Below are 18,540 nucleotides of genomic sequence, written 5' to 3'. Positions count from 1 at the left end.
ATGTTCTCATTTAACAGAACTTAAGTTATTAAGACAGGTAAATAATCCCCGACTGTTTCCCTGAAAAACAAAAAAATAAAGCACAAATGCGTATTTACGCACTCATGCTTTATTCATACAATTGATTCAGATAACGGCAGCACACAAGATGCCGATAACACTTCCTAAAATAGCTCCTCCTAAAACATCAGTAGGATAATGTAAAAGTAAAAAAATTCTTGAATAAGCGATCAAACAAGCAAATAGAAAAGCTAATATTCCTGCAATACGACTTAACTCGAACAACGCTGCTACAGATAAAAAAGCAAGTGCCGTATGCCCTGAAGGAAAAGAAGAAGTCTTCGGTTTGCTTGTGTAAAGGATAAGCCGACGATTTTTTTCATAGGGTCGTTTCCGCCTTGTCGTTTTTTTAATGAGAAGTAGACCAACAAAAAAATAGATTAGACTGCCTATAAGAATAGCTAGACCATATTCTCTTGTATCAGGTACCAAAACTAAAACCGTAGCAAGGAGCAGCCAAATAAAACCGCCATTAGAGATATTACTGATAAATTTCAAGAAATTGATTTTCCTATTGTCCGTTTCTCGTTGCTTAGCGAACTTATTGATAATACGATCATCGATTTTAGCAATCAAACGCAGCATGTTATTCCTCCTTTTTAAGACCCTTTTCTTGCGTACGATGGATAAAAAGCAGGACTTGAAAATAAAACAAGAAGCTAAAACCTAATAAAGCAAGGTAGATTGGTCCTGCAAACCATAATACAATCAGAAGTATCGACGTGCCTGCTAAATAAAAAAGTGCACTTTTAAAATCATTAAAAAACAAGAAAAATGCTGCAATCCAAGAGACTTCTTTTTGATTTTCCAGTTGAAGCAAGATTTTGTAACTAAAAAGAACCGCACTTAATAGAAGCAAAAACAACGTAGTATACATCAATGTATAGCCAATTCTCCCACCCCAATAATGGAAAATCCGATAATCGATGAATAAAAGAAAAAAATAACTACTTGCTAAACTATCTTGCTTTCCATAAAGAGAAATATTCTCACGGAACTTCTTCCAGTATAATGAACTGAGCTTTTTCTCTTTATTTTTTTTGTAATAATAAATCATATACAGAACTGTTCGACTTGCAGATCCCAATGTGAAAACAGGCAAGACGCACAGGAACCACAGTAGCTGTAACTGGATAAGACGTGGTATCCATTCAATGATTTCTAAGAAATAATCATTGGCTCTTTTACCAATCGACCGATTCATCATCCTTTTGATCCTCCTGTCAAATCCATTCCTTCAATGAAATAACGTTGTGCAAAAAAGAACAGCAAGATCGTCGGGATCAAGACAAGTGTTGCTCCTGCCATCAGATAATTCCATTGTGTCGTCGCTTGGTTCTGAAAAACTTGCAAGCCAATCTGCAACGTGTATTTTTCTTGATCTTGGATATATAAAAGAGGACCTAAGAAATCATTCCAAGCCGCATTGAAGGAATTGATTGCAATCGTGATCAAAGCAGGTTTCGTCAATGGAAGCATCAAATGACTCCAAATATACAAATGATTCGCTCCGTCGATTTCAGCAGCTTCGATCAATTCATTATTGATCGATAAGTAAAATTGACGCATCAGAAATATATTGAACGCATTGCCGAAGAACGATGGAACGATCAGGGGCAAATAAGTACCTACCCAGCCGATCTTGGAGAATAATACATATTGAGGAATCATCGTTACAAAACCTGGGATCATCATCGTAGAAAGAACCAAAGCAAACATCAGCTTTTTCCCAGGAAAATCAAGCTTCGCAAATCCATAAGCAATAAAAGAATTCGAAAGGACATTACCAATCACTACTAGCACAGTGATGAATAATGTATTTCTTGCATAGCGCCAAAAAGGAAATGCGGCAATCGTATCCAGATAGTTTTCCCATACGATTTTTTCTGGGAAAAAGGTCGGAGGATAACGAACGATTTCTTCCATTGGTTTCAATGAAGTAAATACCATCCAAAGCAATGGAATGAGCAAAATAATTCCTATTACCGTCATAAGCACATAGCTTAGCATTTTTTTTGATTGCCGATTCACACTGGTCTTTTTAAAATAATCCATCATTTGCCGTCACCTCCAGAATAATAGACCCATTTAGGTGCAAGCTTCAAATTGACAAAAGTCAGAACCAAAACGATCAGAAATAGGATCATCGACATAGCCATCGCATACCCCATATCAAAAGCGACGAACGCCTTGTTCCACATATGCAGATTATAAAAAAGCAAGGAATTTGCAGGCCCACCTGTTCCATTTTTCGTCATGACATAAGCTTCTTGAAAAATTTGGAAAGAACCGATCGTAGAGGTGATCACATCGTAAAAAATAATAGGAGTGATTAATGGCAAAGTAATACTTTTGAACTTTCCCCAAACGCCTGCTCCATCGATTTCTGCTGATTCATATAAAGATCTAGGAACATTTTGTAATGTAGCTAAGTAAAGTAGCATTGCTCCTCCAGAGCTCCATATTTTCATCAAAATCAACGCTGGTTTCGTCCATTGTGGATCAAACAACCAAGCTGGTCCAGGGATGTGGAACCAGCCCAGAAATGTGTTGATCAATCCTGCAGATGGAGAAAGCAGCTGCATCCATAAGATGTAGACTGCTACTCCTGATAAGACTGCCGGTAAATAGAAAACTGTACGGAATACACTGATTCCTTTGATTTTTTGATTGAGTACTGTGGCTAAAAACACACTGAAAATCGTCGTCAGCGGTACATTGAAGATGACGAAATAAACGGTGTTGTATAACGATTTCCAAAATAAATCGTCATGAACGAACATTCTTTTGAAATTTGCTAGACCAATGAAATTCATCTTGGATGTCAAATTATAATCGGTGAAACTACCAATAACTGAAAAAAGCATAGGCCCTAGCATAAAGATTAAAAAACCGATAATAAAAGGCGAGATAAATAAATAGGCCCATCTTGCTTCTTTTTTCTTTCGGATAGATAAACGCTTCAAATTTTCTTGCCTCCTCTTTACCTAGACAGTCAAAAACGGATTATTGATTTTGCTTGACTAAGTTCTCTACTGCTTTTTGTGCATCTGCCAATCCTTCTTTTGCTGATTTTGTTCCTAAAAGAATCTGGTCGATCTGTTCATTCACTAATGTCGTATAATCCGGTGCATCTAAAGGAACTGGTGTGATCACCGTATTTTTAAAGTTTTCGTCCGCCATTTGATAGATCATTTTCCCTTTGTCCGTTAGGTTGTCATTATTCACTAAATTCTCGTTGGCTGTCTTGCTTGCCATGATGTCAAAACTTTTTTCGCCGAATTTTTCTTGTACTTCTGGAGAAGAAAGATATTTGATGAATTCATAAGAGGCTTCAGGATCTTTTGCTCCGTATGGTACTTCCAAGACGAATCCGCCACCCCATGACCAATGACCTGAACCTTCCTCTTTTTCTGGAAGCTGCATCACGCCAAAATCAAAATCATCCGGTGCGTTTTCCATCAAGCTAGAGTAATAATTGATGTTTTGGGCGCGCATGGCTACTAATCCAGAAATAAATGGATCAGACACACCAGAACCAAATTCTGCTTCTAATTTGTTGATTGTATTTTTTCCATAATAATCCTGCCAGTCTTGAATCCATTCCAAGGCTTCCACTTTGTTTTTAGTATCAATCTTGACTTTTTCGTCCTTATCAAACCAACTAGTCCCGTTGTCTGCGTTTAGCGCCCATACATCCGCGCCTAAATTCCATAATGGATAAAAACCGATACGCGTAAACTCTTTTCCATCTTTTTTATCTAGTTTACGTGCTGTTTCTTCTAATTCATCCCAAGTTGTCGGTAGATCTTGTTCGCTGATTCCAGCTTCTTTAAATAACTTTTTATTATAAAAAATGACTTGTGTATCTGTATTGAATGGGATGGCATAAGGATCACCTTTATATTCTACTGTATCCCAAAGCTGCGGATAAAAATCCTTAGAAGTGTCTTTATCTACATACTCAGAGAGATTGGTTGCTTGCTGTGCTTCTGCTCTTTGCGCAACGGAATTTATGTCCTGTACAATAACATCAGGTGCATTTCCAGCCGTTATTGCAGATAAAGATTTGGTCCAAATATCCCCCCATGGCTGATACTTATAATTTACATGGATCTCGTCTTGTGATTGGTTGAAATCCTCAATGATTTCTTCGATGGCTTCTTTTCGTGCGCCCGACCCCCAAAAGGACCAGAAATCAATATTTTTTCTTCCATCACTTGTTTTTTCAGAAGAATTTGCTGCACTTGAGCTGGCATCGCTTGTATTACTTGATCCGCATCCTCCTAATAAAAACAATGCTGAACTTGCCAACAATCCTGTAAACAATATTTTTTTCATATTTTACCTCCAAATTTTAATGTAACCGATATCGGTTTTAATATAACGATATCATTTTGTTCTGAAAATAACAATTTATAAGGTATGATCATCGAAAAATTATTAATGATACCAACACTTTATATAATTCGCGAGCGTTTTCTTTGAATTTTTTAATTTTTCATAGCAGAATGAGAATGTATTAAAAAAAGATTAGGAGGAATTTTGATGTTTAGACACCAGAAAGAATTGCAGTTTGAGGCAAAACCAGATCGTCCGAATCCATTAATCGCGAAATATCTGCAGGAGCTGATCGGCGGCCAATATGGCGAGATGAGTGTAGCTATGCAGTACCTGTTCCAAGGTTGGAGCTGCCGAGGAGAAGAAAAATATAAAGATATGCTGATGGACATTGCAACAGAAGAAATCGGCCACGTGGAAATGTTGGCGACAATGGTTGCTCGTTTATTAGAGGGTGCGCCTGTTGAAGATCAAGAAGCAGCAATGCAAAAAGATCCAACAATTGGTGCCATTATCTCTGGAATGAATCCACAGCACGCGATCGTAGCTGGCTTAGGACCTCGTCCTGCTGACAGCGTGGGCAATCCATGGAGCGGTGCCTATATCATTGCGAGTGGCAACTTGTTAGCAGATTTTAGAGCTAATTTAAATGCCGAATCACAAGGAAGACTTCAAGTAGCACGTATTTACGAAATGATTGATGATCGTGGCGTAAAAGATATGCTGTCTGTTCTCCTTGCAAGAGATAGTTATCATCAAAATCTATGGGAATGTGCAGTGAAAGAATTAGAAGAAAAAGAAGGTTCGATCTTAGTCCCAAGTACTTTCCCACGTGACAAAGAACGAAAAGACATTGCTTATGACTTCTATAACTTCTCAGAGGGAGACCAAAGTAGTGAAGGTTCTTGGGCTAGTGGCAAAGCACTGGACGGAGAAGGCGAATATCAATGGTTGAAAGAACCTAAGATCGAAGGCGCTGCACCAAAATTAGAACCAGTAACACCAAAAATGTATGGGACACCTCCATTCAAGAAATAAGAAAAAAGGTTGTGACAAGATTTTTGTCACAACCTTTTTATTGTATTAGAAACGACTTTCCTATTGGCTCGCTTTAAATTTCTTGAAAAATAAATTTCCTTCAGCAGTTAAGCGAACACCTCTGTTTTCTGGATTCAATGTGATATATTCTTTCTCTTTACACCATCGGAAAAACGCGTTCCCGAGATTTCCTCCTAAATGAAATGTTCGTTCTGTCCAATCTAAGCAAGGTTTCACAAGTGCTCCAGATTGTTTTTTCAGTGCGTCAATATCTATTCCTAAGTCTTTGAAATAACAAACGCCTTCTTCTGTAAGTTCCACATGATGGTTTTCCATCACAAGATAGTTGTTGTGAATGTCACTTTTCTATTTAAATGGCAAAAATTTTTAGTATTAAATGACAAAAGCTACCAATTTTTGGTAGCTTTTTATATACCTATCACTAAACTATCTCTTGCTGCTTCGACAACTTCTACAGTAATCTTATCTATTTGATTGATTCTTAAAATACGATCAATCTATGCAAATAAACGATGAATAAGCCTAAAATTTCCTTTTGTAATTTTAATGATAGTTGTGATAGCCTCATAATCAGAAAAATCTTCTAACTTAATATCAATTCCTAAGTCTGACCACTTGTATTTCAAAATATGATGTGTTTCATCCTTACTAAGGTTATCAAATTCATGAGCAAATCCTATGCGAGAGTAAAGTTGCGGATAACGAGACAACCTTTTTTCAATACCAGGCATACCGTTAAGAACCATTGCCAGATCATTTCTATCATAAATATCTCTTAGCTGTTCTAAATGCTGAAGCTTTAAACGATCAATTTCATCGACAATAATTAAATCAATTGCTTCATAGGTTTTAGGAACAGAAGGATCTTCTTGATTGTATTTTAGTACCATATGCATTGCTTTAGTCAGACCTATTCTACTAGTTATTGTGTTAATATCAGAACTGACACGAGACATCTTTTCAGTTGGTGCAGTATAAAAAACTTTATTTACACTTAATATTTCATCTGTTGCATTTTTTCCAATATCATCAGCACGATGCTAGGCAATTTGTTTTTCTATATTATCCCAATTACAGTAATACCTCGAAGATAATGTTTTACCTACGCCAGGAGCACCATAGCAAATTCCAATATACTTATATTTAATACATGCGTCACAAAATTCAGCAAATCGTTTATATTCTTTTGTTTCAATAAAGGTTTTATTCATTATAGTACCTCTTTAAAGCTGATTTCTTAGGTGGGGTAGTTATTTCTTCATACTTTTTCTCTTCAATTAATAATTCTACAGAACTTGGTACTTGTATTTTTTGTTTTAATAATTTTTTTCGTTTATTTCTAGCAAAAATTAAATCATCCATATTAATTTCATAATTTGAAATATCTGGAGAAATGGCATTACAAAGAAACTGATTCTTATAAAATACTCTAATTTCTGCCAAATCATTTGGCGTATAACGGATTAAAACAGGTTCTCCAACAAACGCAGATAAATTAGGATTAGTATATCGTAATCCTTGGAAATGAATTCCATCAGAGTGGACTTTTCGAGTTTTGGGAATTTCTAATAACAACAAATCTAACTCTTCTAAACTATTAGGCATATTCGGTAAAAATAATTGCTCACTCCATTTTTTTATCGGACTTACTTTAATAGAAGAATGATTTGTTTGATTATATTCATTGATAAGAAAGCAGTGTAATTTCTCTTTAAATTCTGGAATAGTTAATAATTTTCGTTTCAGTTATTTTCAATATAATCTGGTAATCCTTCTAAAAGCATTTGGTTAATTGTCTGGAAAAAACGCTCAATTTTCCCACGCCCTCTTGGAATTCCTAGGGCAGAAAAACTCAAATAATAACTAGCCACAGCTCGACTATAATCATCCAATATAATAGTCAACCAGGGACGATTTATATTCCCTTTTTCATCAAGTAAATTGATATCTAATAAGGTATGACTGCTTGCCAAATTTCATTCGGTCTTGTTGCTTCTCTTATAGCAATTAAATCATAATTCTCTTTATATATTTTCTCTCCCTCATGGGTTAACTGAATGAGACTTTTGGGAATACTTTTCCGTAATTTATAAATTTGAGAATAACTTGGCATATCCAATTTGTTCTCTTTACAATAGGAAACAATTTTTCGAGATAATGTCTTTGTACTTATTTTTTTGTGTCTCAATACCAATTCTTCTATTTTTTGTCTAACTTCTTCTGAAACCCTAATTTGCTCAAAATCAGTTCGTATCTTCCTAATTAAACCAACTAGACCATCATGTTCATATTTTTGTACCCAGCGATAGAGTGTACGAGTAGGTACTTTATTTTTAATAGCTATTTCTTTTATCGTTTTTTGTTTATTAAGATAAGGCTCAATAATTTTATATTTTTTCATCGCATCTATTCTTTGCTGTTCTGAAAAACTAGTGAGCGTTTGTTTTTCCATCTTTTCCCTCCATTTTATCTAAATAACGATAAATCGTTGTTCGAGAAACATTCCAACGTTCGGCAATAGTTTTAATAGGTGTTCCACTATCAACTAGAGTCTTTAATAATTCTAAGTCTTGTGCTTTTAATTTTTCAGGACGTCCTCCAAATCGCCCTCTTGCTCGAGCTGCTGCTCGTCCTGCTGCGGATCTTTCTAAAATCAGGTTGCGTTCAAATTCTGCGAATGCTGCAAACAAATGAAACATTAGCTGACCAGTCGAACTAGATTTATCCATTGTAATATTTTCCTGAAGACTATGAAAACTTACGCCGCGTTCATTCAATCGATTGACAATTGAAATCAAATCTTCCATATTCCGTCCTAATCGATCCAATCGCCAAACGACAAGTGTATCGCCAGAGCGAACAAAATCAATCACCATTTCTAATCCTGGTCGATTACTTTTTGCCCCACTCATATGATCGGTAAAAATTTTTTCACAACCAAATTTATTTAGGCTGTCTTCTTGTAAATCCAAATTTTGTAAACCAGTAGATACCCGGGCGTATCCTATTTTCAAAAAAATCACTCCCTCATTAATTTTATTGTAACATAACTTTATACCGATGGTATAAATGAACATAGATTTTGATATGGGTTTATGAACACATAATAGAATCAAAATTATAGAAATAAGATAAAAAAATAGACTGTTCAGAAACGCCTGATTTTCTGTTCACTCTATTTATGAGCTTCATTCAGTATAGAAACAAAATAATGAATATAAAGCAAATAAATATAGGATAGGTTTTACTTATTCTTCACTGCTGCTATTTTACTAGGAAATCCTACGACAATTTTGGGATTACTTTTTTTCTTCCTGAAGACAAAAAGATGCACTTATATACAAATAAAAACTCCCTATATAGTAGTTAGGGAGTTTTATATCTTATCAACGCATCATTGAGGGGATTTTACTTTTATGTGAATATCATACGTTATTATCAATTATATTGTAAAGCATTTCCACGTGACAGTTTCCCATCTTGCATGGTGTAAACTTGGTCGACTTTATCAAGTAAACGCATGTCATGGGTAATCATAACCACACCTCGATTATACTCGTGAGCAATTCGTGCAAGTAGATCAACAACTTGATGCGCACGTTCTGTATCAAGGCTAGCTGTGGGTTCATCAGCTAATATGATGCTTGGGTTATTATATAATGCGCGAGCAATTGCTGCTCTTTGTCGCTCTCCACCGGATAAATCTTTCGGATAAGATCGTAATACCTTGTTTAGATCCAGCAGATCTAATAGTTCTTCACGATTCATTTTTTTTGAATTTGGCTTGTCTAAACGATCTATTAAATCTAACTGTTCTTGAACATTCAAAAATGGAATCAAATTTGATGCTTGTAAGATAAAGCCAAATTCCTTAAAACGCAAAGTTGTTTTTTCTTTTTCAGTCATTTGTGTTGTTTCTTTATTTTTTATAATTATTTGACCACTAGTTGGTGTTTGCAAATTTCCTAGTGTCGTCAAGAAAGTTGTTTTTCCTGATCCTGAAGGACCAACAATAGCAGTAAACTCTCCTTCCTTTAATTCAAAATTGGTAGGGAATAGAGCTTGTGTTAATGTATGTCCACTTCCATATGTCTTGGTGACATTCTTCATTTCTACTAAATTCATTGTTTATTCTCCAATCGCTTCTATAGGATCAATTTTCAAAATCTTAGGCAACGAGATTAGCCCTCCCAAAAGAGCCATTATAATGATTGCTAAACCTAGAAGTGAATAGGCTAGCCAGCTAGGATAAAAGAAAAGGGTTGCCGGTAAAACAAATTTTACTGCCCATACGCCAATAAGTGCCATTAAAACACCCATACCTGATAAAACGAATATTTGACAAAATAGAGACCAGATAATTGTTTTGGATTGAATACCTTGTGCACGCATAATGCCATAAAGCCCTAGTTTTTGAATCATGATAATGTAAATGAAAATACCGACTACTAAACAAGTAATAACTACCAGAGCTATAATCATTCCCATAAACACATTTACTTCCGGTGTGTAGCCAGGAATATTACTGATCATATCTTGTTCGGTTACTTGTACTAAGCCCTCCCCAGAGACATCAACATCATTGTTTAGAACAATTGCTGAAATGGTTTTGGTTGTTTTATCCGTATGCTGTAACTTCCAGTAGGTAGACAAATCAGTATAAATGACCGGCACGGTAAAAAATTTACTGTCATTCGTTATACCGACGACTTTATATTCGTCAGTACTTCCATTTAACTGTATCTGATCGCCTATTTTAATATTATAATTTTCCATCGATTGATCAATGATAACTTCATTCTTACTTTCAGGATAATGACCTTCAATAAGTTTAGGGGCAATAAAACTGTTCCAATTTTGAGCAAAAATTGAGATATTCACTGTCGTATCATCATTTTTTAGATTTGTTACAGCAAACATATATCCTAGGGGGACCGCGTCATCTGACAACTTATCTTTATAGTTATCTTCAGTAATAAAGGAGGCTGTTAGATTCTTATTTGCATATTTTGAGAGTACTACTCCTGTTGAATCCCAGTTATCCGCTGCGGTTCGGTTATCTCGAACTAAACCAATTGCTAGGCTTGTCATAAAGAAGACCATAAACGATATAAGGAAAACTGTAACTAGGACAAGGCTGTAACGAAGTTTATTGTGTAAAATTTCTTTTATTGCAAGATACATTATTTTTATTCCTTTCTATTTTTAACTCCATTGTAAATTAAGTCTACAATTTCTTCTAAACGTTGATTTTGTTGCTGTTCAGTCATTTTTTTATTAAAAATCAGACATTGAACAAACAACATAAGAATCTGACTGGCAATCGCTGAGAACAAGCTCGTTAACGTGATTTTTTCATCTATTTTCGAAAAAAGGGAATGTTCTCTTGTCCAATTATTCTTATTATTGGAATCAATATATGAGAAAAAATCTTGTTGTAACTCTTCGTTTATTAGTATTTCGGACAAGAAAATTAAGACAATCTCTTTATTTTCCATTAGAAATTGATAACGATTAAAAACGATGTAATGAATAATCTCTTTTACTTCTGCTTTTTTTTCAAGATCTTCAAAAAAATCGGAAGTAAAAGCAGGTAATATATGATCTAAAATAGGTGTAAGTAAATTCATCGTTAAATCATGCTTATTTGTAAAAAACTTAAAAATTAGCGCTTTTGAAAAACCGGCTTCTTTCGCGATTTGACTGGTTGAAGTGTTGGATATTCCTTGTTTTGAATAAAGTCTAATAGTAGCTTCTAATATTTTCCGCTTATTCTCTGGCATTTCAGCCATATTTAGCCACTGTTCATAATTCGTCATAATCGTTTCTGACATTTCATACCTACTTTCTATAATATCCCATATCGTGACCGATCGGTCACGATGTGGGATTATAATATCATCTAAAAGTAAATTAGTCAAAAAAAACGCCTAATGCAATTTATGCTGATAAATACCTAAATCTATATGTTACTTAATAGGAACTTATTTCTAATGAAAAAAAGCTGATTTTATGTACACTTCATACTAGTGTACATTTAAGTTGTTTTAAGCTATTATATTTATATACTTAAAATTACTTATTTTTGATGGGAGTTCAATAGGTGAATCAACAAAAAAGATTGCTGATAATAATGGAAAGACTAAAAAAAGAACAATCGTTAACTTTACAAGACATTATGCAACTTACAGGTGCTTCTAGAGACACGGCTAGAAGAGATACAATAAAACTAGCGGATAACAACCTTGTGATTAGAACTTACGGAGGTATCAGTTTAGCAAATTCGTTTAATAAAATAGATGGATATTTAGGAAGAACAGATCAAGAACTTCAAGTGAAAAAGCAAATTGCTAAAGAAGCAAGTAAACTATTACTTGAAAAGCAAACCGTATATTTAGATGTGTCGACCACAATCTCACTTTTGCCTCAATATTTAGCGAATAGAAACATAAACTTGGCTGTGACAAACTCGATTGACATTGCCGATCAATTCTTAAAGACCACTTCAATCCCTACTACGATTCTTGGAGGAACATTAAATAAAGAAAGCCGTTCAGTTACTGGTGGATACCCAATCTGGGAATTAACTAAGTATCGGTTTGATATTTCTTTCTTAAGTTGTGCGGGTATAAATAATCAGGGAATCTATTATGCCCATGAAGAAGACATCGCAATGAAACAGGTAGTTAGAGAGAAAAGTAACAAAATCGTATTACTATGTGATCATACAAAAATCAATTTATCACATAATTACCTTGTCTACTCGTTTGAAGAAATTGATTATTTGATAACCGATAAAAAAATTCCTGAAGAATTAGCCGTTAGAATAGGAAAGAGCAAAATCATCTACACAAAGGAGAATAGCTATGATTAAAACGATATTATTTGATGTTGATGGAACGATTATTGATACAGAATATGTTATGACACATTCTCTGCAAAAAACATTGCGTGAAGAATTAGAGAAGGAAATCCCGATTAAAGAATTACATTATATTTTAGGTATTCCTGGAAGAGAAGCTATTAAAAAGTTTGTAAATACTGAAGAAGAAGAGGAAACTCTCTTATCAAAATGGGGTGAAAACGTACTTTTATTAGCAGACAATGCTCAAGTTTTTCCGCATATAGAAGAAACATTACAGACATTGCATGTAAAAGGGATTCAATTAGGACTTGTCACATCTAAAACAAAAGAAGAAATGAAAAATGAGTTTGATCGATTTAATTTAAATCAGTATTTTGATATACAAATTACAGCTTCAGATACTAAGTTGCATAAACCTTTTCCGGACCCCATACAAAAGGCAATTGATGAATTGGGCATGAAAAAAGAAGAGACGATTTACATTGGTGATTCATTATATGACATGCAAAGTGCGAAATCTTGTGGAGTCACTTTTGGTTTAGCTAAATGGGGTGCTAAAAACATTGAATCATTTCAAAGTGTAGATATAATTATTGATTCTCCTCAAGAAATACTTGATTTGTTAGAAAAATAGGCAAAGAGCGTGAGATAAGGATAGGGTTTCACGCTCTTTGTTTTTCGCCATTTAAAGATTGAAATTTTTGCCATTTAAAAAGAAAAGTGACAGTTGTGAAGGAGAAAGTTGAAAAAAACTACACCTATCACACCGGCTAAATGCCGATAACAAGATCTTCCTGCTTTTAATTCACTATATTCTTTGTTTTCATTAAATGATTTGATCGATTTAACCGGACTAACTACCATAAGATTTTCTAACAAATCAGCGATTTCCAGAGATGATAATCGATAATAGACATTTCCTCCCTGTTTATAAGACATCACCCAATCAAGAGAATGAAGTTTTTTTATACGATAAGATGCCGTGTGATCTTTTATTTTTGCTTTCTTTGCTAGTTCATGTACAGTATGGAACCTTCCATCCATCAATAAAGTAAGGATCTCAAGTCGCGAATGATCTGCTAAGAGTTTAGTCGTTTGCTGAAGATCAGGAAATCCAGCCATTTTTTCTATCCTTTCACACATCGATGAGCATCGAGGAATAAGCTTAGTATACTATATTCAGAGGTGAGGATTATGTTTAAAAAAATGGAAAAAAGTTTCTATTACGGATTTCCCGTCGTGCTGATGACGACTAAGGATGAGAAGAAGGGATTTTACATGATCCAACTCATATCAATGTGGATAAATGGCAACCTCTTATCTATAAATTCAGGGAATATACAACTGCCAACCAGTCGTTAAGTTTGAATTTTAGATTCCAAGAATTCAAAGAGTCGTAATGATAAACATCGTTAGGTATAAACAAAAAAAAGACTCGCAGCACGAGTAAAAAACAAATAGAAGCTATAAGGTCGAATGTGACTCTATAGATGCAGTATATGCAGCTTATGAGCATTTCTTCTGTTCTCTTTATTTTTGGGATCTGTGCTGAAGTCTTTTTTGTTTTTTGCCGCTCTTTCTTTGAAAAATCGATTCTGTTATACCTTCTCCATTACTAATTCAGGCATCTGCTGAGTAATGATTTTTCGCGCAAAAGAAATATCTGTTACCCAAGGTTCGATTTGTTCTTCATTCAAGACAAGCGGCATTCGGTCATGGATTGGTGCAACTGTGCGATTAGGTTCAGTAGTCATTATGATCGATTCTGCTGTTTTTTCATCGTGATGGCTACGATAAAAGCCGCCAATATACACTATTTTTTCCTTATTTGAAAACATAAATTTGTCTTTTTCTTCATTCCACTCATAAAAGCCGCTCATTGGGAAAACACAACGATTTTGCAAAAATGGTTGATGAAAGGTCTTTTTTTCTTCTATTGTCTCTGCTCGGGCATTGATCATCAATTGTCCTTTTTTAAATCCGGTAAATCCCCACTTCATGATTTCCGGAGTGAGATTGTTTTCTTCCTTTTTTCTTAATGTCACAACAAGATTTGACGGAAAAATTTCTCCAGCTGCTAATTCTGCTGCCTGTTCCGGTTGTTTCTTCTGGGCTTCTCGATAATAATTCTGAAGGAGCTCCGACTCTAGATTAAAAAAATAACGACCACACATCCTAATACCTCCCCCATCTTTTTATCTATCATACACTGCAACAAGAAGTTCACACGAACAAAACGTTTTCAATGAATGGAGAATTAAAAAAGTTGTGACAAACTCTCCAGTAAACTTTTTTCTCCTGCCAACTCCTCGGTCACAAGTCACAATATCCATCAAATATGAGAAGCTGTTTTTTGAAATTACTCCTTGTGACTCAGAGTGAAACGGCAAGTTCCCGACCTCTGGGTAAACGGTGTTCCAGAAGTAGCTTCTTCGAAAAATAAGCCGAAATTTCACAAAAATTTGAGAAGTAATTTTCGTCAATTCCTTCTTATTTCTTGAAGCTGACCACTTCTGTCACAACCTCTAATTATTAAAGAACCTTTTGCGAAGTTAACAATCTTTCTTTGATCAATTGAAAATTCTGTCTAAGTAGTGATAGATCTTGTGTGACTTTCAACAATAAGATACTGCCCTGGATTTCAGCAATCAACGCTTTGGCTTGACGGTCTGCCTCTGCATCGGACAGTTTTTCTTCAGAAAGTGCCAAGATATTTTGTTTCGTATACTTGACCCATTGATTGACTAATTCTAGTAGCAATAGACGGAATTCTTCATCCACTGTACTCAACTCAATAATCAAATTCCCCACAGGACAGCCATGATAAGTGATTTGTGCCTCATGATCAGCGAAAATCCAATCCAACATTTCTTCTAGTGCTTCTTCTGGCTGTTTTCCAGCATTTAAGATGTCTTCAAACAACTCTGTCTGCCACATGTCCATATGCGCATGGATCACCGCTAGACAAACTTCTTTTTTTGAAGAAAAGTAATAATAAAATTGCCCTTTCCCCGTATCAGAAGCTGCTAGAATATCCCGGATTGACGTTTCGTGATAGCCTTTTTTATAAATAAGATCTTTGGTCGCTTCCAAGATCTTTTCCTTTGTTTTCAATGATATTCTCCTTTTTCATCTCTCATAGTCCTATATTATACAATAAATTCATCATTTTATCTTCCTAATCGTTTAAAAAGGGCTATGCCAAATTATCTGACACAGTCCTCACTATAAAACTGTTCTCTTGTAGCTAGATGTTCATTGATTCAAGAACTGCGAGGACAAAAGCAGTTCCTATCTTATGATAGTTGCTCTAATACTTCCTCTGTTGTCATCACTTGATCTGCAATAAAACCAAAGTTCGTCAACGCTGCATCCATTGCTTCTTGGCCAGGAGCACCAATTGCATCTGTCGCTACCACAACATTGAATCCACTCTCTACCAATTCACGCATATGGGAATCGCTACACAAGTTTCCGTTCATTCCACCGAGAATTACTGTGTCGATTCCATTTTTTCTCAATTGAAGCGCTAAGTCGTTGCTTTCTGGTCCAAAGATTTTATGAGGAGAGCTGATGATCGTATTTTCATCCAAATATGGTTTCAATTCTTCGATAAAATCGGCTCCTGAACCTTCTTCCACTGGTTCATATTGACTTTTTCTAGCAAACATCTGCTGCTCAAGCATCATATGTTCTCCTGCACCGCCAAATTGCCATTTATGGTCATGTGGATAAAAATAATGAGGAGAAATAAAGAGTTTGTATCCTTTTTCTTTTGCTTGTTTCACCATTTCGATCATATTATCGATCGTATTGTATTTTTCTAAGATATCTTTTGTCAAACCAAAGCCACCGCCTGCTGGTTTCAAGAACTCGACTTGCGGGTCAGTTAGAACTACTGCTGTATTTTTGTTGTTGAACATGCTAAATTCTCCATTCGTTATTTATTTTAATACATCATTTAGAGCTTCACTCATTGTTGGATGAGAATAGATTTGATCTCTCAATAACGTATAAGGAAGTTTTCCATTCATAGCTAGCGAAATCAAGTTGATGACTTCATGAGAATCTTCCGCATAGATACTTGCGCCTAGAATCAAGTCAGTTTCAGGATCAACTAAAACTTTGAATACCCCTTTAGGATCTTCTAATACTTGTGCTTTAGGAACACCGCTTGTCATATACTTGAATAATTTGTAATTGACGCCTTGTGCTTTGGCTTGTTTTTCTGTTAATCCTACATTAGATAAAGTCGGAGTGATAAATACACTGTAAGGCACAGCTTTCCGGTTATTCGTTGTTCGTGTATTTTCGCCTTTCAACTGATCCATGATAATTCGATAATCATCTAAAGAGATATAAGTGAACTGCAGTCCGCCTTTGACGTCTCCAATCGCCCAAATGTTTTCCGCATCTGTACGAAGGTATTCATCTACAGCGATTGCTCCGCGATCAGTCAGTTTAACATCTGTATTTTCTAATCCAAGAGAAGCTGTATTAGCTTTTCGGCCAGTTGCTGCTAAAATTTTAGATGCTTCAATCGTTACTTTTTGACCATCTTCTGTAAAGGTAACGGCAGCTGTTGATTCTTGGTCTGCTACTTCATCAACAGTCACACCTAAGTGGAACTCGATCCCTGCATTCGTCAAATCTTCTAAAATCATTTGTGCAATGTCTTCATCTTCACGTGGAAGAAATTCAGGATGGGCATCAAGAACGACAACTTTAGATCCGTATTCATTGAACATTGATGCAAATTCCAGACCAATATATCCAGCTCCAATGATCACTAATTTTTCCGGTAATTGTTCCTGATCCATTGCTTGCGTAGAATCAATCAAGTAGCGACTTGTATTCAATCCTTTGATTGGTAAAATGATTGGTTCAGAACCAGTATTGATGAAAATCCGTTCGCCTTCAACAATCACTTTTTCACCATTATTCGTTACTTCGATTTGATGGTTAGAAAGAAAACGTGCTGTGCCGTCCATCACTGTCCCAGTCGCCTCATCGCTAATCATATGATAATTTTTGGCACGAAGCATGCCCGTCAATTTTTCTTTCCGAGCAACAGCCTCTGTAAAATCGATTCCTCTTTCTCCATTGAAAATCAATGATTTAGAAGGAATACAGCCGATGTTGATACATGTTCCGCCATACATACGTGTTGACTTTTCAACAACTAAAACCGATTCGCCTTTTGAAGCTAACGCCTTCGCTAAAGTCTTACCGCCTTTTCCAAAACCGATCACAATATTTTGATATTTTTCCATCCTTTTTCCCTTGCTTCTTCTTTACCTACCGATTGGTACAAAAATATGATAACCGATAATCGTCTATTTTCCAAATCATCTGCTTTGTTTGTCAAAAAAACCAGACAAAAAGCGGTCCTTTCACGTTTTTAGTCTGGTTCGATTTCCTTTATTCTTCTAAACAATCGTTACTTCTACATCGATATTTCCTCTAGTTGCTTTGGAGTAAGGGCAGAATTCATGCGCATCTTCTGCAATTTTTTGGGCTTCTTCTTCGCTGATGCCATCGATATGCACTTCTAATACTACACCGATCTTATAGCCGCCATCATCTAAATTATAAAGAGAGACACGTGCTTTTACTGTGGACTCTGCGGTCATTCCTGCTTCTTTGATCATATGTTGTACTGCCCCATTGAAACAAGAAGCATAACCTGCTGCAAATAATTGTTCTGGATTTGTTCCTTCTGCATGGATTCCCGGAGGAGTGATTTTCATATGCATCGAGCCATTGGGTGCCTCGACCTCTCCATTGCGCCCGCCATGGTTGATCATTGCTGTTTCGTATGCTTTTTTCATTGTACTGCTCCTTTCGATTGACCATTTGCTACTTGCTATAGTTATAGTGTATGACAAGTAAGGCGCTTTCTACAAAAATTCTGCTTATTCAAATACCAGAATACCGTCTTCTACTATTTTTCCAAAAAACAAAAAGATGCCACTCGTGAACAACAGGGTCATATTCGTTCCAAAATAAATAGCAATCTTTTCTAAATAATCTTTTATATGATTGATTTTAAGATACATATATACCAGAAAGTTGACCCCATAGACCAATACTGTTAAAAAAATAACCATATTCGTTACCATTTTTTTCCTCCTTTTGCTGGCCACCTTACCAGCACTCGGTTTAACCTTACCACTTTTTTTGTTGTCCAAGCAACTACCTTTCAAGAAGTTTGG

General features: G+C 35.5%; 20 protein-coding genes and 2 pseudogenes. 3 read left to right on the top strand and 19 right to left on the bottom strand.

Annotation, left to right across the window (positions count from 1 at the left end):
- Positions 1–126: 126 nt before the first annotated feature.
- From AB3I27_RS10000 to AB3I27_RS09980, 5 genes are read right to left on the bottom strand one after another with little or no spacing between them, the layout of a single operon-like run.
- Positions 127–645 (bottom strand): phosphatase PAP2 family protein, encoded by a 519-nt coding sequence (locus tag AB3I27_RS10000; protein ID WP_002312039.1) that lies wholly within the window; start codon positions 643–645, stop codon positions 127–129.
- A gap of 1 nt (position 646) precedes the next feature.
- Positions 647–1,267, bottom strand: coding sequence for a DUF624 domain-containing protein (locus AB3I27_RS09995; RefSeq protein WP_002313354.1), 621 nt, complete (start codon positions 1,265–1,267; stop codon positions 647–649).
- Positions 1,264–2,118: a carbohydrate ABC transporter permease gene (locus AB3I27_RS09990; protein WP_002308183.1), complete on the bottom strand. Its 855-nt coding sequence runs from the start codon at positions 2,116–2,118 to the stop codon at positions 1,264–1,266. The genes AB3I27_RS09995 and AB3I27_RS09990 overlap by 4 nt, the downstream gene beginning before the upstream one ends.
- Complete coding sequence (locus AB3I27_RS09985) at positions 2,115–3,026, bottom strand: carbohydrate ABC transporter permease (RefSeq protein WP_002291248.1); 912 nt, start codon at positions 3,024–3,026, stop codon at positions 2,115–2,117. The genes AB3I27_RS09990 and AB3I27_RS09985 overlap by 4 nt, the downstream gene beginning before the upstream one ends.
- 40 nt (positions 3,027–3,066) lie before the next feature.
- Positions 3,067–4,401 carry an ABC transporter substrate-binding protein gene (locus AB3I27_RS09980; protein WP_002316508.1) on the bottom strand — a complete coding sequence of 445 codons (1,335 nt, stop codon included), beginning with the start codon at positions 4,399–4,401 and terminating at the stop codon, positions 3,067–3,069.
- A 207-nt stretch (positions 4,402–4,608) separates the two neighbouring features.
- On the opposite strand from AB3I27_RS09980, the gene AB3I27_RS09975 reads away from it, so the two are divergent.
- Positions 4,609–5,439, top strand: coding sequence for a manganese catalase family protein (locus AB3I27_RS09975; RefSeq protein WP_002286789.1), 831 nt, complete (start codon positions 4,609–4,611; stop codon positions 5,437–5,439).
- A gap of 60 nt (positions 5,440–5,499) precedes the next feature.
- Here the strand turns inward: AB3I27_RS09975 and AB3I27_RS09970 are convergent, their stop codons facing one another.
- The 7 genes and pseudogenes from AB3I27_RS09970 to AB3I27_RS09940 all read right to left on the bottom strand — a co-directional run bounded on the left by AB3I27_RS09970 (position 5,500) and on the right by AB3I27_RS09940 (position 11,294).
- Positions 5,500–5,760, bottom strand: a complete 261-nt coding sequence (locus tag AB3I27_RS09970; protein WP_002334960.1) for a hypothetical protein — start codon at positions 5,758–5,760, stop codon at positions 5,500–5,502.
- Between the two features lie 107 nt (positions 5,761–5,867).
- Positions 5,868–6,671: pseudogene (locus tag AB3I27_RS09965) on the bottom strand (AAA family ATPase).
- Positions 6,664–7,912, bottom strand: a pseudogene (locus tag AB3I27_RS09960) (Mu transposase C-terminal domain-containing protein). Before AB3I27_RS09960 ends, AB3I27_RS09965 begins: the two co-directional pseudogenes overlap by 8 nt.
- Positions 7,890–8,474 (bottom strand): recombinase family protein, encoded by a 585-nt coding sequence (locus tag AB3I27_RS09955; RefSeq protein ID WP_235688734.1) that lies wholly within the window; start codon positions 8,472–8,474, stop codon positions 7,890–7,892. The pseudogene AB3I27_RS09960 and the gene AB3I27_RS09955 overlap by 23 nt, the downstream one beginning before the upstream one ends.
- A gap of 424 nt (positions 8,475–8,898) precedes the next feature.
- Positions 8,899–9,585, bottom strand: coding sequence for an ABC transporter ATP-binding protein (locus AB3I27_RS09950; protein ID WP_002308169.1), 687 nt, complete (start codon positions 9,583–9,585; stop codon positions 8,899–8,901).
- 3 nt (positions 9,586–9,588) lie between these two features.
- On the bottom strand, positions 9,589–10,644 hold the full coding sequence (locus AB3I27_RS09945) for an ABC transporter permease (RefSeq protein WP_235042699.1): 1,056 nt from the start codon (positions 10,642–10,644) through the stop codon (positions 9,589–9,591).
- A gap of 5 nt (positions 10,645–10,649) precedes the next feature.
- Entirely contained in the window at positions 10,650–11,294 is a 645-nt protein-coding gene (locus tag AB3I27_RS09940) for a TetR/AcrR family transcriptional regulator (protein ID WP_002308166.1), read from the bottom strand.
- 269 nt (positions 11,295–11,563) lie between these two features.
- Here AB3I27_RS09940 and AB3I27_RS09935 point away from each other — a divergent pair, with 269 nt between their 5' ends.
- Both AB3I27_RS09935 and AB3I27_RS09930 read left to right on the top strand, forming a co-directional pair.
- On the top strand, positions 11,564–12,334 hold the full coding sequence (locus AB3I27_RS09935) for a DeoR/GlpR family DNA-binding transcription regulator (protein WP_002344572.1): 771 nt from the start codon (positions 11,564–11,566) through the stop codon (positions 12,332–12,334).
- Positions 12,327–12,959: an HAD family hydrolase gene (locus AB3I27_RS09930; RefSeq protein WP_070873074.1), complete on the top strand. Its 633-nt coding sequence runs from the start codon at positions 12,327–12,329 to the stop codon at positions 12,957–12,959. Before AB3I27_RS09935 ends, AB3I27_RS09930 begins: the two co-directional genes overlap by 8 nt.
- 74 nt (positions 12,960–13,033) lie before the next feature.
- On the opposite strand, the gene AB3I27_RS09925 is transcribed toward AB3I27_RS09930, so the two are convergent.
- From AB3I27_RS09925 to AB3I27_RS09895, 7 genes are all read right to left on the bottom strand, one after another.
- Positions 13,034–13,447: a helix-turn-helix transcriptional regulator gene (locus tag AB3I27_RS09925; RefSeq protein ID WP_002334961.1), complete on the bottom strand. Its 414-nt coding sequence runs from the start codon at positions 13,445–13,447 to the stop codon at positions 13,034–13,036.
- Positions 13,448–13,923: 476 nt separating this feature from the next.
- Positions 13,924–14,499 carry an SOS response-associated peptidase gene (locus AB3I27_RS09920; protein WP_002345376.1) on the bottom strand — a complete coding sequence of 192 codons (576 nt, stop codon included), beginning with the start codon at positions 14,497–14,499 and terminating at the stop codon, positions 13,924–13,926.
- A 358-nt stretch (positions 14,500–14,857) separates the two neighbouring features.
- Entirely contained in the window at positions 14,858–15,439 is a 582-nt protein-coding gene (locus tag AB3I27_RS09915) for a TetR/AcrR family transcriptional regulator (protein WP_002308158.1), read from the bottom strand.
- Between the two features lie 182 nt (positions 15,440–15,621).
- The gene (locus tag AB3I27_RS09910) at positions 15,622–16,248 is read right to left on the bottom strand and encodes a cysteine hydrolase (RefSeq protein WP_123830761.1); all 627 of its coding nucleotides are present in this window, start codon (positions 16,246–16,248) and stop codon (positions 15,622–15,624) included.
- Positions 16,249–16,269: 21 nt separating this feature from the next.
- Positions 16,270–17,598 (bottom strand): FAD-containing oxidoreductase, encoded by a 1,329-nt coding sequence (locus AB3I27_RS09905; protein ID WP_235042698.1) that lies wholly within the window; start codon positions 17,596–17,598, stop codon positions 16,270–16,272.
- A 156-nt stretch (positions 17,599–17,754) separates the two neighbouring features.
- Positions 17,755–18,156: an organic hydroperoxide resistance protein gene (locus AB3I27_RS09900; RefSeq protein ID WP_002334963.1), complete on the bottom strand. Its 402-nt coding sequence runs from the start codon at positions 18,154–18,156 to the stop codon at positions 17,755–17,757.
- Positions 18,157–18,240: 84 nt separating this feature from the next.
- Entirely contained in the window at positions 18,241–18,447 is a 207-nt protein-coding gene (locus tag AB3I27_RS09895) for a hypothetical protein (protein ID WP_002308156.1), read from the bottom strand.
- Between the last annotated feature and the right edge of the window lie 93 nt (positions 18,448–18,540).

This window comes from Enterococcus sp. C46 (assembly GCF_040887565.1).
Taxonomy (GTDB): Bacteria; Bacillota; Bacilli; order Lactobacillales; family Enterococcaceae; genus Enterococcus_B; species Enterococcus_B lactis.
This window is presented reverse-complemented; position numbering and strand designations above follow the sequence as displayed.

Excerpts from the sequence above, each read along its gene's own strand:
- AB3I27_RS10000 (WP_002312039.1), bottom strand. The coding sequence starts at position 645 with ATGCTGCGTTTGATTGCTAAAATCGATGATCGTATTATCAATAAGTTC.
- AB3I27_RS09905 (WP_235042698.1), bottom strand. The coding sequence starts at position 17,598 with ATGGAAAAATATCAAAATATTGTGATCGGTTTTGGAAAAGGCGGTAAG.
- AB3I27_RS09930 (WP_070873074.1), top strand. The coding sequence starts at position 12,327 with ATGATTAAAACGATATTATTTGATGTTGATGGAACGATTATTGATACA.
- AB3I27_RS09980 (WP_002316508.1), bottom strand. The coding sequence starts at position 4,401 with ATGAAAAAAATATTGTTTACAGGATTGTTGGCAAGTTCAGCATTGTTT.
- AB3I27_RS09900 (WP_002334963.1), bottom strand. The coding sequence starts at position 18,156 with ATGAAAAAAGCATACGAAACAGCAATGATCAACCATGGCGGGCGCAAT.
- AB3I27_RS09925 (WP_002334961.1), bottom strand. The coding sequence starts at position 13,447 with ATGGCTGGATTTCCTGATCTTCAGCAAACGACTAAACTCTTAGCAGAT.
- AB3I27_RS09945 (WP_235042699.1), bottom strand. The coding sequence starts at position 10,644 with ATGTATCTTGCAATAAAAGAAATTTTACACAATAAACTTCGTTACAGC.
- AB3I27_RS09990 (WP_002308183.1), bottom strand. The coding sequence starts at position 2,118 with ATGATGGATTATTTTAAAAAGACCAGTGTGAATCGGCAATCAAAAAAA.
- AB3I27_RS09995 (WP_002313354.1), bottom strand. The coding sequence starts at position 1,267 with ATGATGAATCGGTCGATTGGTAAAAGAGCCAATGATTATTTCTTAGAA.
- AB3I27_RS09950 (WP_002308169.1), bottom strand. The coding sequence starts at position 9,585 with ATGAATTTAGTAGAAATGAAGAATGTCACCAAGACATATGGAAGTGGA.
- AB3I27_RS09910 (WP_123830761.1), bottom strand. The coding sequence starts at position 16,248 with ATGTTCAACAACAAAAATACAGCAGTAGTTCTAACTGACCCGCAAGTC.
- AB3I27_RS09920 (WP_002345376.1), bottom strand. The coding sequence starts at position 14,499 with ATGTGTGGTCGTTATTTTTTTAATCTAGAGTCGGAGCTCCTTCAGAAT.
- AB3I27_RS09895 (WP_002308156.1), bottom strand. The coding sequence starts at position 18,447 with ATGGTAACGAATATGGTTATTTTTTTAACAGTATTGGTCTATGGGGTC.
- AB3I27_RS09975 (WP_002286789.1), top strand. The coding sequence starts at position 4,609 with ATGTTTAGACACCAGAAAGAATTGCAGTTTGAGGCAAAACCAGATCGT.
- AB3I27_RS09940 (WP_002308166.1), bottom strand. The coding sequence starts at position 11,294 with ATGTCAGAAACGATTATGACGAATTATGAACAGTGGCTAAATATGGCT.